We start from the raw sequence: 15,595 nt of genomic DNA, 5'->3' as shown, positions 1-15,595 counted from the left end.
CGACAACATCAAAATGGTTGTTACCCTGATTGCTCCAATCGCCATGGAAGATGGTCTGCGTTTCGCGATTCGCGAAGGCGGCCGTACCGTTGGTGCTGGTGTAGTTGCCAAGATCATCGAGTAATCGGTTGATTTGTCCCTCTTAGGCCGACATAATGGTCGGCCTAATTTTGTTCTAGGTCAGTAGCTCAATTGGCAGAGCGACGGTCTCCAAAACCGTAGGTTGGGGGTTCGATTCCCTCCTGACCTGCCATTTTCAAATGAATTTGGCGCGTCTTTTAACAGGATCCTCGTAAATGAATGCAAAGGCTGAAGCCAAAGAAACTCGCTTTGACCTGCTCAAGTGGCTGGTTGTTGCTGCTCTTGTAGTGGTTGGCGTGGTTGGTAATCAGTACTTCGCAGCTGAGCCGATTCTGTATCGTGTGCTGGCTCTGCTGGTTGTTGCTGTAGTCGCTGGTGTAGTAGCGTTGCAAACCGCAAAAGGCCAGGCCTTTTTTGCTTTGCTCAAAGAAGCGCGCGTCGAAATTCGTAAAGTTGTCTGGCCAACGCGTCAGGAAACCACGCAGACCACGTTAATTGTTGTGGCTGTTGTTTTGGTAATGGCTCTGTTGTTGTGGGGATTAGACTCCCTGCTCGGCTGGACTGTTTCGTTGATTGTCGGCTAAGGGTGTCCCGTGGCTAAGCGTTGGTACGTCGTGCATGCTTACTCGGGTTACGAGAAGCATGTTATGCGTTCGTTGATCGAGCGTATAAAACTCGCTGGTATGGAAGATGGCTTTGGTGAAATTCTCGTGCCTACTGAAGAAGTGGTCGAGATGCGCAATGGTCAGAAGCGTAAGAGCGAGCGCAAGTTCTTTCCGGGTTATGTTCTGGTTCAGATGGACATGAGCGAAGGTACCTGGCACTTGGTTAAAGATACGCCACGTGTCATGGGCTTTATTGGTGGTACGGCTGACAAGCCGGCCCCGATCACTGACAAAGAAGCAGAGGCGATCTTGCGTCGCGTTGCTGATAGCGGTGATAAGCCTAAGCCTAAGACGCTGTTCGAACCGGGCGAAACGATCCGTGTTATCGATGGTCCATTTGCTGATTTCAGCGGTGTCGTCGAGGAAGTTAACTATGAAAAGAGTCGTGTCCAGGTGGCAGTTACCATTTTCGGCCGCTCTACACCGGTAGAGCTGGAGTTCAGCCAGGTCGAGAAGGCATAGTTGACATAAGCATCCCTTACCCCGCAGTTATTGACTGCGGGGTTTTGTCGTCACTGGGATAAACGTGCAAGTAACTGGGGAGCCGTCAAGGCGTTTGAACCCAATATTGGAGTAGCTCATGGCTAAGAAAATTTCGGCTTATATCAAGCTGCAGGTAAAGGCAGGTCAAGCTAACCCTTCGCCACCGGTAGGTCCGGCACTGGGTCAGCACGGTGTAAACATCATGGAATTCTGCAAGGCGTTCAACGCCAAGACCCAAGGCCAAGAGCCTGGTCTGCCGACTCCAGTGATCATCACTGTATACAGCGACCGTAGCTTCACCTTTGAAACCAAAAGCACCCCGGCTTCGGTTCTGTTGAAGAAAGCAGCTGGCCTGACCAGCGGTTCTGCGCGTCCGAACACCGTTAAAGTTGGCACCGTGACTCGTGCTCAGCTGGAAGAGATCGTTAAAGCTAAACAAGCTGATCTGACTGCCGCTGACTTGGATGCAGGCGTACGTACTATCGCCGGCTCCGCACGCAGCATGGGCCTGAACGTGGAGGGTGTGTAAATGGCTAAGCTGACTAAGCGTCAAAAGGCAATCGCTGAGAAAGTTGAAGCTGGTAAGGCTTACAACTTCAACGAAGCTGCCGCTCTGCTGGCCGAGATTTCGGCTGTCAAGTTCTCCGAGTCTGTAGACATCGCTGTGAACTTGGGCGTTGATCCGCGTAAATCTGACCAGGTTGTTCGTGGCGCTACCGTGCTGCCAAACGGCTCGGGCAAATCTGTTCGCGTTGCAGTGTTCACTCAGGGTCCAGCTGCTGAAGCTGCTCTGGCTGCCGGCGCTGACCGCGTAGGTATGGACGATCTGGCTGCTGAAATGAAAGGCGGCGACCTGAACTATGACGTCGTTATTGCATCGCCTGATGCAATGCGTGTTGTGGGTCAGTTGGGTCAGGTGCTTGGTCCTCGTGGCCTGATGCCTAACCCTAAGGTCGGCACTGTTACTCCTGACGTAGCAACTGCTGTGAAGAATGCCAAAGCGGGTCAAGTACGTTTCCGTACTGACAAGAACGGCATCATCCACGGTTCCGTCGGTAAAGTCGGTTTTGAAGCCGAGAAGTTGAAGCAGAACGTTGAGGCTCTGATTGCAGACCTGAAACGCCTGAAGCCATCGACTTCCAAAGGCATCTACGTTAAGCGCGTGACCCTGAGCACTACCATGGGTCCTGGTTTGATCATTGATCAGGCTTCGCTCGACGCATAAGGAATAGGGCAGGCGTGAGTTTCACGTCTGCTTGCAAAAAATTGGGGTCCCTGCCTGGCGGGGGCTATCCAAGACCGTAGGTGGCGCAAGCCTTAAACAGGAAAACCTACGCAGATGGTGCTCCCGGTTCTTTACCGAATCAGACACCAAAACGACATCCGGCCTCGGCCAGATGAAACGGTAACAAGCAGGAGTTTTACCCGTGGCAATTAAACTCGAAGACAAGAAGGCCATCGTCGCTGAAGTCAACGAGGCTGCCCAAGCTGCCCTGTCCGCTGTCGTGGCTGATGCCCGTGGCGTGACCGTAGCTGCAATGACCGGACTCCGTAAAGAAGCTCGTGAATCAGGTGTTTACGTTAAAGTTGTACGTAACACTCTGCTCAAGCGTGCAGTTGAAGGCACTTCGTATGATGTGCTGAACGACGTCTTTACTGGCCCAACCCTGATTGCGTTTTCTAATGAACATCCGGGCGCTGCTGCTCGTATCTTCAAGGAATTCGCCAAGGGTCAGGATAAGTTCGAGATCAAGGCCGCCGCGTTTGAAGGAAAGCTGATCGCAGCCAACCAGATCGACGTACTGGCAAGCTTGCCGACCTACGACGAAGCGATTTCTCAGCTGATGAGCGTGATTCAAGGCGCTACCAGCAAGTTCGTTCGTACTTTGGCAGCTGTTCGTGACCAGAAAGAATCCGCTGCTGCCTAAGGCATCCAGCACTCTTTCGATCATATTTGTTTATTTGATGGCCGCGAAGGCTGTCCCCCAATACAGGAAATTAGAGTCATGGCTCTGACTAACGAAGACATCATCAACGCCGTATCCGAAATGTCCGTGATGCAGGTTGTAGAACTGATCACCGCTATGGAAGAAAAGTTCGGCGTTAGCGCTGCTGCAGCTGTTGCTGCTGGCCCAGCTGCTGGCGGCGCTGCTGCTGCTGAAGAACAGACCGAGTTCAACATCGTTCTGCTTGAAGCTGGCGAGAAGAAAGTAAACGTAATTAAAGCAGTTCGCGAACTGACTGGTCTGGGCTTGAAAGAAGCCAAGGCAGTAGTTGACGGCGCTCCTGGCGTTGTTAAAGAAGGCGCTTCGAAAGAAGAAGCCGAAGCTGCTAAGAAAGTTCTGGAAGAAGCAGGCGCTAAAGTCGAGCTTAAGTAAGCGACGACCTTGCGTCTACAGCCCGAGCGACTCGCTTAAGGCTGATGGCTGGTGGCTTTGCCACCGGCCTTTTTCCGTTCCAGGCCGGCTCTCGTACAGCTAGCCTGGGGCTGAAAACCCCACCCGATGTGGTGGCGCAAACCAAAGGGGTTTGCAAGAGTTTCTGGCTGCTCCCGTCGGAGAGGCCAAATAAGCAGGTGACCAAGCTGGGGAACGCTGATGGCTTACTCATACACTGAGAAAAAACGTATCCGCAAGGACTTTAGCAAGTTGCCGGATGTCATGGATGTGCCTTATCTCCTGGCCATCCAGCTGGATTCGTACCGCGAATTCCTGCAGGCGGGAGCGACAAAGGATAAGTTTCGCGATATCGGCCTCCATGCCGCCTTTAAGTCCGTTTTCCCGATTATCAGCTATTCCGGCAACGCTGCCCTGGAATATGTCGGTTATCGCCTGGGCGAACCGGCTTTTGACGTCAAAGAGTGCGTCCTTCGCGGCGTAACTTATGCCGTGCCGCTGCGGGTTAAGGTTCGTTTGATCATTTTCGACAAAGAATCGTCGAATAAAGCGATCAAGGACATTAAAGAGCAAGAAGTTTACATGGGGGAAATCCCCCTGATGACCGAGAACGGTACCTTCGTTATCAACGGTACCGAGCGAGTCATCGTTTCCCAGTTGCACCGTTCGCCAGGCGTGTTCTTCGATCACGACCGTGGTAAGACGCACAGCTCTGGCAAGTTGCTGTATTCGGCTCGCGTAATTCCTTACCGCGGCTCTTGGCTCGACTTCGAATTCGACCCGAAAGACGCTGTATTCGTACGTATCGACCGTCGCCGTAAATTGCCGGCCTCGGTGCTGCTGCGTGCGCTGGGTTACAGCACTGAAGAGATGCTTGACGCTTTCTATGTCACCAACGTTTTCCACGTTAAGGGCGAATCCCTGAGCCTGGAGTTGGTGCCACATCGTCTGCGTGGTGAAGTTGCAGTTCTCGATATCAAAGACGAGAAGGGCAAGGTCATTGTTGAGCAAGGCCGCCGTATCACTGCGCGCCATATCAACCAGTTGGACAAAGCCGGCATCAAGGAACTTGAAGTTCCTATCGATTACCTGATTGGCCGTACTAGCGCCAAGGCAATCGTGCACCCGGCTACTGGCGAAATCATCGCCGAGTGCAACACTGAGCTGAACGTTGAAATCCTCGCCAAGGTTGTCAAGGCGCAGGTTGTACGCATCGAGACCTTGTACACCAACGACATCGATTGCGGTCCGTTCATCTCTGACACGCTGAAAATCGATTCGACCACCAACCAGTTGGAAGCCCTGGTCGAAATCTATCGCATGATGCGTCCTGGCGAGCCGCCAACCAAGGATGCCGCCGAGACCCTGTTCAACAACCTGTTCTTCAGCGCAGAGCGTTATGATCTGTCGGCTGTAGGTCGCATGAAGTTCAACCGTCGTATCGGTCGTACCGAAATCGAAGGTTCGGGCGTGTTGAGCAAGGAAGATATCGTCGAAGTCCTCAAGACTTTGGTTGATATCCGTAACGGCAAGGGCATCGTTGACGACATCGACCACCTCGGTAACCGTCGCGTACGTTGCGTCGGCGAAATGGCCGAGAACCAGTTCCGTGTAGGTCTGGTGCGTGTTGAGCGTGCGGTTAAAGAACGTCTGTCGATGGCTGAAAGCGAAGGCTTGATGCCGCAAGACCTGATCAACGCCAAGCCAGTGGCTGCCGCGGTCAAGGAGTTCTTTGGTTCCAGCCAGCTGTCGCAGTTTATGGACCAGAACAACCCGCTTTCCGAGATTACCCACAAGCGTCGTGTCTCTGCACTCGGCCCAGGTGGTTTGACCCGTGAGCGTGCAGGCTTCGAAGTTCGTGACGTACACCCGACTCACTACGGCCGTGTTTGCCCGATTGAGACACCGGAAGGTCCGAACATCGGTCTGATCAACTCCCTGGCTGCCTACGCGCGCACCAACCAGTATGGTTTCCTCGAGAGCCCATACCGTGTGGTTAAAGACACGCTGGTAACCGACGAGATCGTGTTCCTGTCAGCAATCGAAGAGGCCGATCACGTGATCGCCCAGGCTTCGGCTCTGATGAACGAAAAAGGTCAGCTGGTTGATGAGTTGGTGGCTGTACGTCACCTCAACGAATTCACCGTTAAGGCACCTGAAGACGTAACCCTGATGGACGTCTCGCCGAAGCAGGTTGTTTCGGTTGCTGCCTCCTTGATTCCGTTCCTCGAGCACGACGACGCCAACCGTGCGTTGATGGGTTCGAACATGCAGCGTCAGGCCGTCCCGACTCTGCGTTCGGACAAACCGCTGGTGGGTACTGGTATGGAGCGCAACGTAGCGCGAGATTCCGGTGTCTGCGTGGTTGCACGTCGTGGTGGTGTGATCGACTCGGTTGATGCCAGCCGTATCGTGGTTCGCGTCAATGACGACGAAGTTGAAACCGGTGAAGCCGGTGTTGATATCTACAACCTGACCAAATACACCCGTTCTAACCAGAACACTTGCATCAACCAGCGTCCGCTGGTGAGCAAAGGTGACAAGGTCAAGCGTAGCGACATCATGGCTGACGGCCCGTCGACCGACATGGGTGAGCTGGCTCTTGGCCAGAACATGCGCGTCGCGTTCATGCCGTGGAACGGCTACAACTTCGAAGACTCCATCCTCCTGTCGGAGCGCGTGGTTCAAGAAGATCGTTTCACCACGATCCACATTCAGGAACTGACCTGTGTGGCGCGTGACACCAAGCTTGGGCCTGAGGAAATTTCCTCGGACATCCCGAACGTGGGTGAAGCTGCTCTGAACAAGCTGGACGAAGCAGGCATCGTGTATGTCGGCGCTGAAGTAGGCCCAGGCGACATTCTGGTTGGTAAAGTAACGCCTAAAGGCGAAACTCAGCTGACGCCAGAAGAGAAGCTGTTGCGTGCCATCTTCGGTGAAAAAGCGTCTGACGTTAAAGACACTTCCCTGCGTGTGCCAACAGGCACCAAAGGTACAGTCATTGACGTCCAGGTCTTCACCCGTGACGGCGTTGAGCGCGATGCGCGTGCGCTGTCGATCGAGAAGACTCAGCTCGACGAGATCCGCAAGGACCTCAACGAAGAGTTCCGCATTGTTGAAGGTGCAACCTTCGAACGTCTGCGTTCGGCTCTGGTTGGCAAGGTAGTTGAAGGCGGCGCTGGCCTGAAGAAGGGCGCAGAGCTGACCGACGAATTCCTTGATGGTCTTGAGCGTGGCCAGTGGTTCAAGCTGCGCATGGCTGACGATGCACTGAACGAGCAGTTGGAAAAGGCCCAGGCCTACATCTCCGACCGCCGTCAGTTGCTCGACGACAAGTTCGAAGACAAGAAGCGCAAGCTGCAGCAGGGCGATGACCTGGCTCCAGGCGTGCTGAAAATCGTCAAGGTTTACCTGGCAATCCGTCGTCGCATCCAGCCGGGTGACAAGATGGCTGGTCGTCACGGTAACAAAGGTGTGGTTTCGGTAATCATGCCGGTTGAAGACATGCCGCACGACGTACACGGTACGCCGGTCGACATCGTACTCAACCCGCTGGGTGTACCGTCGCGTATGAACGTAGGTCAGATTCTCGAAACTCACCTGGGCCTCGCGGCCAAAGGTTTGGGCGAGAAGATCAACCGCATGCTCGAAGAGCAGCGCAAGATCGCTGAACTGCGTAAGTTCTTGCAGCAGATCTATAACGAAATCGGTGGCCGTCAAGAAAGCCTTGACGAGTTCAGCGACCAGGAAATTATCGATCTGGCCAAGAACCTGCGCGGCGGTGTGCCAATGGCCACTCCAGTATTCGACGGCGCCAAAGAAAGCGAAATCAAGGCCATGCTGAAACTGGCAGATTTGCCAGAAAGCGGCCAGATGCGCTTGATCGACGGTCGTACTGGTAACCAGTTCGAGCGTGAGACCACTGTCGGCTACATGTACATGCTGAAACTGAACCACCTGGTGGACGACAAGATGCACGCGCGTTCCACTGGTTCCTACAGCCTGGTTACTCAGCAGCCGCTGGGTGGTAAGGCGCAGTTCGGTGGTCAGCGCTTCGGTGAGATGGAGGTCTGGGCGTTGGAAGCCTACGGCGCCGCTTACACATTGCAAGAAATGCTGACCGTGAAGTCGGACGACGTGAACGGCCGTACCAAGATGTACAAGAACATCGTTGACGGCGATCACCGTATGGAGCCAGGCATGCCTGAGTCCTTCAACGTTCTGATCAAAGAGATCCGTTCGCTCGGTATCGACATCGATCTGGAAACCGAATAACACGTGACGCGAATCGGCGGTGGAGCACTTTGCTCCATCGCCAGCTCCGCCAGGAGGAAAGGCCTTGAAAGACCTACTGAATTTGCTGAAAAACCAGGGTCAAGTCGAAGAGTTCGACGCCATCCGTATTGGATTGGCATCGCCTGAGATGATCCGTTCGTGGTCGTTCGGTGAAGTTAAAAAACCGGAAACCATCAACTACCGTACGTTCAAGCCTGAGCGTGACGGCCTGTTCTGCGCCAAGATCTTTGGCCCGGTAAAAGATTACGAGTGCCTGTGCGGTAAGTACAAGCGCCTCAAGCACCGTGGTGTGATCTGTGAGAAGTGCGGCGTTGAAGTTGCACTGGCAAAGGTTCGTCGTGAGCGTATGGCCCACATCGAACTGGCTTCTCCAGTTGCTCACATCTGGTTCTTGAAGTCCCTGCCAAGCCGTATCGGTTTGCTGATGGACATGACCCTGCGTGATATCGAGCGCGTTCTCTATTTCGAGAGCTATGTCGTTATCGATCCAGGCATGACCACCCTTGAGAAAGGTCAGCTGCTGAACGATGAGCAGTATTTCGAAGCACTGGAAGAGTTCGGTGACGACTTCGACGCGCGTATGGGCGCCGAGGCTGTTCGCGAGCTGTTGCACGCTATCGACCTGGAGCACGAGATTGGCCGCCTGCGCGAAGAAATTCCGCAAACCAACTCTGAAACCAAGATCAAGAAGCTGTCCAAGCGTCTGAAGTTGATGGAAGCCTTCCTGGGCTCCGGCAACTTGCCAGAGTGGATGGTATTGACCGTTCTGCCGGTTCTGCCGCCAGATCTGCGTCCGTTGGTACCGCTGGACGGTGGTCGTTTTGCGACTTCTGACCTGAACGATCTGTATCGTCGCGTTATCAACCGTAACAACCGTCTGAAGCGCCTGCTTGATCTGTCGGCGCCGGATATCATCGTGCGCAACGAAAAGCGCATGCTGCAAGAAGCGGTTGACGCATTGCTCGACAACGGCCGTCGTGGTCGCGCCATCACTGGCTCGAACAAGCGTCCGCTGAAATCCTTGGCTGACATGATCAAGGGTAAGCAAGGTCGTTTCCGTCAGAACTTGCTCGGCAAGCGTGTTGACTACTCAGGTCGTTCGGTAATTACCGTAGGTCCAACCCTGCGTCTGCACCAGTGCGGTCTGCCGAAGAAGATGGCCCTTGAGCTGTTCAAGCCGTTCATTTTCGGCAAGCTGGAGATGCGTGGTCTCGCGACTACCATCAAGGCTGCCAAGAAGATGGTTGAGCGTGAGTTGCCAGAGGTTTGGGACGTTCTCGCTGAAGTGATTCGCGAACACCCAGTGCTTCTCAACCGTGCACCGACCCTTCACCGTCTGGGTATCCAGGCGTTTGAGCCGGTTCTGATTGAAGGTAAGGCAATTCAGCTGCACCCGTTGGTTTGTGCGGCGTACAACGCCGACTTCGACGGTGACCAGATGGCTGTTCACGTACCGCTGACGCTGGAAGCCCAGCTCGAAGCGCGTGCGCTGATGATGTCGACCAACAACATCCTGTCGCCAGCCAACGGTGAGCCAATCATCGTTCCTTCGCAGGACGTTGTATTGGGTCTGTACTACATGACCCGTGAAGCTACCAACGCCAAGGGCGAAGGTCGCGTATTTGCTGACCTGCAAGAAGTTGACCGTGTATTCCGTGGCGGTCAGGCGTCTCTGCACGCCCGCGTCAAGGTGCGTATCAACGAGGTCATTAAAGACCGCGATGGCAGCATCACCAAAAATACCCGCATCGTCGACACCACTGTTGGCCGTGCGCTGCTGTTCCAGATCGTGCCGGACGGCCTGTCGTATGACGTGGTCAACCACTCGATGAAGAAGAAGGCAATCTCCAAGCTGATCAACCAGTGCTACCGCACTGTTGGCTTGAAAGACACCGTTATCTTCGCTGACCAGCTGATGTACACCGGTTTCGCATACTCGACGATCTCGGGCGTTTCCATTGGTGTTAACGACTTCGTTATCCCTGATGAAAAAGTTCGCATCATTGACGCGGCAACCGAAGAAGTTAAAGAGATCGAAAGCCAGTACGCTTCGGGCCTGGTAACTCAGGGCGAGAAGTACAACAAGGTTATCGACTTGTGGTCGAAGGCTAACGACGAAGTCTCCAAAGCGATGATGGCTAACCTCTCGAAAGAGAAAGTGGTCGATCGTGACGGCAAGACTGTTGATCAAGAGTCCTTCAACTCGATGTACATGATGGCCGACTCCGGTGCGCGGGGTTCTGCTGCGCAGATCCGTCAGCTCGCTGGTATGCGTGGTCTGATGGCTAAGCCGGACGGCTCGATCATCGAAACGCCGATTACTGCGAACTTCCGTGAAGGTTTGAGCGTACTTCAGTACTTCATCTCGACTCACGGTGCTCGTAAGGGTCTGGCGGATACCGCACTGAAAACCGCTAACTCCGGTTACTTGACGCGTCGTCTGGTTGACGTTGCCCAGGATCTGGTAGTTACCGAGATCGACTGCGGTACTGAGCGTGGCTTGTTCATGACGCCGCACATTGAAGGTGGCGACGTTGTAGAGCCATTGGGTGAGCGCGTATTGGGTCGAGTAATCGCCAATGACGTATTCAAGCCAGGCACCGAAGACGTCATCGTGCCAGCCGGTACCTTGGTTGATGAGCAGTGGGTTGAGTTCATTGAGCTGAACAGCATCGACGAAGTAGTGGTGCGTTCGCCAATCACTTGTGAAACTCGCTATGGCATCTGCGCCAAGTGCTACGGTCGCGACCTTGCACGTGGTCACCAGATCAACATCGGTGAAGCTGTCGGCGTAATTGCTGCCCAGTCGATCGGTGAGCCGGGTACCCAGCTGACCATGCGTACGTTCCACATCGGTGGTGCGGCGAGCCGGACCTCGGCTGCTGACAGCGTTCAGGTTAAGAATGGCGGTACTGTCCGTCTGCATAACCTCAAGCACGTAGAGCGTCTCGATGGCGCCCTGGTTGCTGTATCGCGTTCCGGTGAGTTGGCCATGGCCGACGAGTTCGGTCGTGAGCGTGAGCGTTACAAGCTGCCTTACGGTGCTGTAATTTCGGTTAAAGAAGGTGACAAGGTGGAGCCGGGCGCAATCGTCGCCAAATGGGATCCGCACACTCACCCAATCGTTACCGAGATGAAAGGTACTGTGACCTTCGTTGGCATGGAAGAAGGCATCACGATCAAGCGTCAGACTGACGAATTGACCGGTTTGACCAACATCGAAGTTCTCGATCCGAAAGACCGTCCAGCTGCCGGCAAGGAAATTCGTCCTGCGGTCAAGATGGTTGGCGCTGATGGCAAAGACTTGCTGCTGCCAGGTACCGATGTACCGGCTCAGTACTTCCTGCCAGCAAACGCCTTGGTTGGTGTAGCGGATGGTGTGCAAGTGGGCGTGGGTGATGTAATTGCCCGTATCCCGCAAGAAACATCGAAAACCCGTGACATCACCGGTGGTCTGCCACGCGTTGCTGACTTGTTCGAAGCGCGTCGTCCGAAAGAGGCTTCGATTCTGGCGGAGATCAGCGGCACCATCTCCTTCGGTAAAGAAACCAAAGGCAAGCGTCGCCTGGTGATCACACCGACCGACGGTAGCGATCCGTACGAAGAGCTGATTCCGAAGTGGCGTCACCTGAACGTGTTCGAAGGTGAACAGGTCAACAAGGGTGAAGTTATCTCCGACGGCCCGAGCGATCCGCACGACATCCTGCGTCTGCTGGGTGTGAGCGCGCTGGCTAAGTACATCGTTAACGAGATCCAGGACGTTTACCGTCTGCAGGGCGTTAAGATCAACGATAAGCACATCGAGACCATTCTGCGTCAGATGTTGCGTAAAGTTGAAGTGGCTGAGTCCGGCGATTCAACCTTCATCAAGGGTGACCAGATGGAGTTGACCGCGGTACTAGGTGAGAACGAGCGTCTGGCAGCAGCCGAGAAGTTCGTCGCCAAGTACACCCGCGTATTGCTGGGTATCACCAAGGCGTCGTTGTCGACCGAATCGTTCATCTCGGCAGCTTCGTTCCAGGAAACCACTCGCGTTCTTACCGAGGCGGCGGTTACTGGCAAGCGTGACTACCTGCGCGGCCTGAAAGAAAACGTGGTCGTGGGTCGTCTGATCCCGGCCGGTACTGGTCTGGCCTATCACAGCGAGCGCAAGCGCAAGCGTGATGCAGACAAGCCAGTACGCGTCAGCGCCAGTGAAGTGGAAGCTGCACTGACCGAAGCGTTGAACTTCAGCGGAAATTAAGAGCGTAATCCCGCCGCTTCGGCGGTGGGGTTGCATCTTGACTGGGAGGCTGAGTCTCTTTAGACTCATGCACCCCTAAATTTGGCAGGGCATGTTGCTCTGCCATTTTGCTTTGTTTGAAAAGCAATAGCGTCGAAAGACAACAGTGGAGCTAAAGATGGCAACTATTAACCAGCTGGTACGTCAGCCGCGTAAGCGTATCGTCGAGAAATCCGACGTGCCTGCGCTGCAGAACTGCCCGCAGCGTCGTGGCGTGTGCACTCGCGTGTACACCACTACGCCGAAAAAACCTAACTCGGCTTTGCGTAAAGTTTGCCGTGTTCGCCTGACCAACGGTTTCGAAGTTTCTTCGTACATCGGTGGTGAAGGTCACAACCTGCAAGAGCACAGCGTTGTTCTGATCCGTGGCGGTCGTGTAAAAGACCTTCCGGGTGTTCGCTACCACACCGTTCGCGGTTCTTTGGATACTTCCGGTGTTAAAGGTCGTAACCAGGGTCGTTCGAAGTACGGTACTAAGCGTCCTAAGTGATTGCGCCCCAGTAATGGGACATGTCACTAAATTGCAGTTATCTATTTATTTGAGTCGATAAGAGTAAGGTCGGGCGCATTTGCGGTCCCGAGCTAACCTGAAGACCGTTTGAGGGCTTATCACATGCCAAGACGTCGTGTAGCAGCCAAGCGCGAAGTGCTTGATGATCCAAAATACGGAAGCCAAATTCTGGCCAAGTTCATGAACCACGTAATGGAAAGCGGCAAGAAAGCCGTTGCCGAGCGTATCGTTTATGGCGCGCTGGACAAGGTTAAAGAACGTAAGAACAGCGATCCCCTGGAGATCTTCGAGAAAGCTCTCGACGCCATCGCTCCGCTGGTCGAAGTGAAGTCGCGCCGCGTAGGTGGTGCTACTTACCAGGTTCCTGTTGAAGTACGTCCTTCCCGTCGTAATGCTCTTGCCATGCGTTGGCTGGTAGATTTCGCCCGTAAGCGTGGCGAGAAGTCTATGGCTCTGCGTTTGGCTGGTGAGCTGTTGGACGCTGCCGAAGGCAAGGGTGCTGCAGTTAAGAAGCGTGAAGACGTGCACCGTATGGCTGAAGCCAACAAGGCTTTCTCGCACTACCGCTTCTAATTTTCTAGCGCTTCTAAACTTTGCGAGGGCTTTATGGCTCGTACTACTCCGATTAACCGCTACCGTAACATTGGTATTGTCGCGCACGTTGATGCCGGCAAGACCACTACTACTGAGCGGGTTTTGTTTTACACCGGTGTTAACCACAAGATGGGTGAGGTGCATGATGGCGCCGCAACCATGGACTGGATGGCACAGGAGCAGGAGCGTGGTATTACCATCACCTCCGCGGCAACTACTGCTTTCTGGCAGGGTTCCGAGAAGCAGTTCGATAAGCACCGCTTCAACATCATCGATACCCCCGGCCACGTTGACTTCACCATCGAAGTAGAGCGCTCTTTGCGCGTACTCGACGGCGCTGTCGTTGTGTTCTGTGGTACTTCGGGCGTTGAGCCGCAGTCTGAAACCGTATGGCGTCAGGCGAACAAGTACGGCGTTCCACGTCTTGTTTATGTAAACAAGATGGACCGTGCCGGTGCTAACTTCCTGCGTGTAATCGGTCAGATCAAGGCGCGTTTGGGTCACACTCCGGTGCCGATCCAGCTCGCTATTGGTGCAGAAGATAACTTCCAGGGTCAGATCGACCTGATCAAGATGAAGGCTATCTACTGGAACGATGAAGACAAGGGCATGGCTCTGCGCGAGGAAGAAATTCCTGCAGATATGCTTGAGTTGGCTGAAGAGTGGCGCAGCAACATGGTTGAAGCTGCCGCTGAAGCCTCAGAAGAGCTGATGAACAAGTACCTGGAAGGCGAAGAGCTGACCACTGCTGAAATCAAGCTTGCTCTGCGTCAGCGCACTATTGCTGGCGAAATCGTTCTGGCTGTATGTGGTTCCTCGTTCAAGAACAAGGGTGTTCCCCTGGTTCTCGACGCAGTAATCGACTACCTGCCTGCTCCGGTTGATATTCCAGCGATCAAAGGCTCGGACGTTGATGATGAAAGCGTTGAGATGGAGCGTCATGCAGATGATGCTGAACCGTTCTCGGCTCTGGCTTTCAAAATCGCTACCGACCCATTCGTGGGTACTTTGACTTTTGCTCGCGTTTACTCGGGTGTTCTGAGCTCCGGTGACGGCGTTCTGAACTCGGTTAAAGGCAAGAAAGAGCGCGTAGGTCGTATGGTGCAGATGCACGCAAACACCCGCGAAGAGATCAAAGAAGTACGCGCTGGCGACATCGCTGCTCTGATCGGCATGAAGGACGTCACCACTGGTGACACTCTGTGCTCGCTTGAGAAGCCAATCATCCTGGTTCGCATGGACTTCCCAGAGCCGGTAATTTCGGTTGCTGTTGAGCCTAAGACCAAGGATGACCAGGAAAAAATGGGTATCGCTCTGGGCAAGCTTGCTCAGGAAGATCCATCTTTCCGCGTCAAGACTGATGAAGAGACTGGTCAAACGATCATCTCCGGCATGGGCGAGTTGCACCTCGACATCCTCGTAGACCGTATGCGTCGCGAGTTCAACGTTGAGGCCAACATCGGCAAGCCGCAGGTTTCGTACCGTGAGAAGATCACTAAGTCTTGCGAAATCGAAGGCAAATTTGTACGTCAATCTGGCGGCCGTGGCCAGTTCGGTCATTGCTGGGTTCGTTTTGCTCCGGCAGACGAAGGTCAGGAAGGCTTGCAGTTTGTCAACGAGGTAGTGGGTGGTGTTATTCCTAAGGAATACATCCCGGCTATTCAGAAGGGCATTGAAGAGCAGATGAAGAACGGTGTAGTTGCCGGCTATCCGCTCATCGGCCTGAAGGCTACTGTGTTCGATGGTTCTTACCATGACGTCGACTCCAACGAGATGGCGTTCAAGGTAGCTGCCTCCATGGCGACCAAGCAGTTGTCCCAAAAGGGCGGCGCAGTTGTGCTTGAGCCTGTGATGAAAGTGGAAGTAGTAACACCTGAGGACTATATGGGTGACGTGATGGGTGACCTGAACCGTCGTCGTGGTCTGATCCAGGGTATGGAAGATACGGTTTCCGGCAAGGTTATCCGCGCCGAAGTTCCGTTGGGTGAGATGTTCGGTTACGCAACCGACGTTCGCTCCATGTCTCAGGGTCGCGCGAGCTACTCCATGGAATTCTCCAAATACTCCGAGGCTCCGTCGAATATCGTCGAAGCTATCGTTAAAAAACAAGGCTAATCCAGCCCTTTAGGCAAGAGGTTCACTGTCGTGGCTAAAGAAAAGTTTGAACGTAAAAAACCACACGTAAACGTTGGCACAATCGGCCACGTTGACCATGGTAAAACTACCCTGACTGCAGCGCTGACTCGCGTTTGTGCTGAGACTTGGGGCGGTTCCGCTCGTGATTTCT

At 54.2% G+C, this 15,595-nt stretch carries 12 protein-coding genes, 1 tRNA gene and 1 pseudogene; all 14 read left to right on the top strand.

All coding sequences use genetic code 11. The features are described from left to right. A pseudogene (locus AACY26_RS21200) lies at positions 1–124 on the top strand (elongation factor Tu); the annotation flags it as partial. Positions 125–177: 53 nt separating this feature from the next. Beyond that, positions 178–253 (top strand) — tRNA-Trp (locus tag AACY26_RS21195). 43 nt (positions 254–296) lie between these two features. Beyond that, complete coding sequence (gene secE / locus AACY26_RS21190) at positions 297–665, top strand: preprotein translocase subunit SecE (protein WP_339516976.1); 369 nt, start codon at positions 297–299, stop codon at positions 663–665. A 9-nt stretch (positions 666–674) separates the two neighbouring features. Beyond that, positions 675–1,208, top strand: coding sequence for a transcription termination/antitermination protein NusG (gene nusG, locus AACY26_RS21185; RefSeq protein WP_010490903.1), 534 nt, complete (start codon positions 675–677; stop codon positions 1,206–1,208). A 118-nt stretch (positions 1,209–1,326) separates the two neighbouring features. Beyond that, positions 1,327–1,758 (top strand): 50S ribosomal protein L11, encoded by a 432-nt coding sequence (rplK, locus tag AACY26_RS21180; RefSeq protein WP_010490901.1) that lies wholly within the window; start codon positions 1,327–1,329, stop codon positions 1,756–1,758. Beyond that, on the top strand, positions 1,759–2,454 hold the full coding sequence (gene rplA / locus AACY26_RS21175) for a 50S ribosomal protein L1 (protein ID WP_010490899.1): 696 nt from the start codon (positions 1,759–1,761) through the stop codon (positions 2,452–2,454). Positions 2,455–2,656: 202 nt separating this feature from the next. Continuing rightward, on the top strand, positions 2,657–3,157 hold the full coding sequence (gene rplJ, locus AACY26_RS21170; protein ID WP_087515479.1) for a 50S ribosomal protein L10: 501 nt from the start codon (positions 2,657–2,659) through the stop codon (positions 3,155–3,157). Between the two features lie 78 nt (positions 3,158–3,235). Then, complete coding sequence (rplL, locus tag AACY26_RS21165) at positions 3,236–3,607, top strand: 50S ribosomal protein L7/L12 (protein ID WP_339516972.1); 372 nt, start codon at positions 3,236–3,238, stop codon at positions 3,605–3,607. Between the two features lie 219 nt (positions 3,608–3,826). Then, on the top strand, positions 3,827–7,900 hold the full coding sequence (rpoB, locus tag AACY26_RS21160) for a DNA-directed RNA polymerase subunit beta (RefSeq protein WP_339516971.1): 4,074 nt from the start codon (positions 3,827–3,829) through the stop codon (positions 7,898–7,900). 64 nt (positions 7,901–7,964) lie between these two features. Beyond that, positions 7,965–12,164 carry a DNA-directed RNA polymerase subunit beta' gene (gene rpoC, locus AACY26_RS21155; RefSeq protein WP_339516969.1) on the top strand — a complete coding sequence of 1,400 codons (4,200 nt, stop codon included), beginning with the start codon at positions 7,965–7,967 and terminating at the stop codon, positions 12,162–12,164. A 157-nt stretch (positions 12,165–12,321) separates the two neighbouring features. Beyond that, a complete protein-coding gene (gene rpsL, locus AACY26_RS21150; protein ID WP_003186084.1) occupies positions 12,322–12,693 on the top strand; it encodes a 30S ribosomal protein S12 in 372 nt (123 codons plus the stop codon). 123 nt (positions 12,694–12,816) lie between these two features. Further along, the gene (gene rpsG / locus AACY26_RS21145) at positions 12,817–13,287 is read left to right on the top strand and encodes a 30S ribosomal protein S7 (protein WP_010490886.1); all 471 of its coding nucleotides are present in this window, start codon (positions 12,817–12,819) and stop codon (positions 13,285–13,287) included. Positions 13,288–13,320: 33 nt separating this feature from the next. Beyond that, on the top strand, positions 13,321–15,423 hold the full coding sequence (gene fusA, locus AACY26_RS21140; protein ID WP_339516968.1) for an elongation factor G: 2,103 nt from the start codon (positions 13,321–13,323) through the stop codon (positions 15,421–15,423). Between the two features lie 30 nt (positions 15,424–15,453). Next, a partial coding sequence (locus AACY26_RS21135) for a GTP-binding protein (RefSeq protein ID WP_339516978.1) occupies positions 15,454–15,595 on the top strand: 142 nt, incomplete at its 3' end.

Origin of the sequence: Pseudomonas sp. RL_15y_Pfl2_60 (assembly GCF_963970595.1) — a bacterium.
Lineage (GTDB): Bacteria > Pseudomonadota > Gammaproteobacteria > Pseudomonadales > Pseudomonadaceae > Aquipseudomonas.
The sequence above is the reverse complement of the archived record's forward strand: the minus strand, read 5'-3'. Positions and strand labels throughout refer to the sequence as shown.

What these genes read in the sequence shown, in the direction of transcription:
- secE (WP_339516976.1), top strand. Translation starts at nt 297, where the DNA reads ATGAATGCAAAGGCTGAAGCCAAAGAAACTCGCTTTGACCTGCTCAAG.
- rplK (WP_010490901.1), top strand. Translation starts at nt 1,327, where the DNA reads ATGGCTAAGAAAATTTCGGCTTATATCAAGCTGCAGGTAAAGGCAGGT.
- rplA (WP_010490899.1), top strand. Translation starts at nt 1,759, where the DNA reads ATGGCTAAGCTGACTAAGCGTCAAAAGGCAATCGCTGAGAAAGTTGAA.
- rplL (WP_339516972.1), top strand. Translation starts at nt 3,236, where the DNA reads ATGGCTCTGACTAACGAAGACATCATCAACGCCGTATCCGAAATGTCC.
- rpoB (WP_339516971.1), top strand. Translation starts at nt 3,827, where the DNA reads ATGGCTTACTCATACACTGAGAAAAAACGTATCCGCAAGGACTTTAGC.
- rpsL (WP_003186084.1), top strand. Translation starts at nt 12,322, where the DNA reads ATGGCAACTATTAACCAGCTGGTACGTCAGCCGCGTAAGCGTATCGTC.
- rpsG (WP_010490886.1), top strand. Translation starts at nt 12,817, where the DNA reads ATGCCAAGACGTCGTGTAGCAGCCAAGCGCGAAGTGCTTGATGATCCA.
- fusA (WP_339516968.1), top strand. Translation starts at nt 13,321, where the DNA reads ATGGCTCGTACTACTCCGATTAACCGCTACCGTAACATTGGTATTGTC.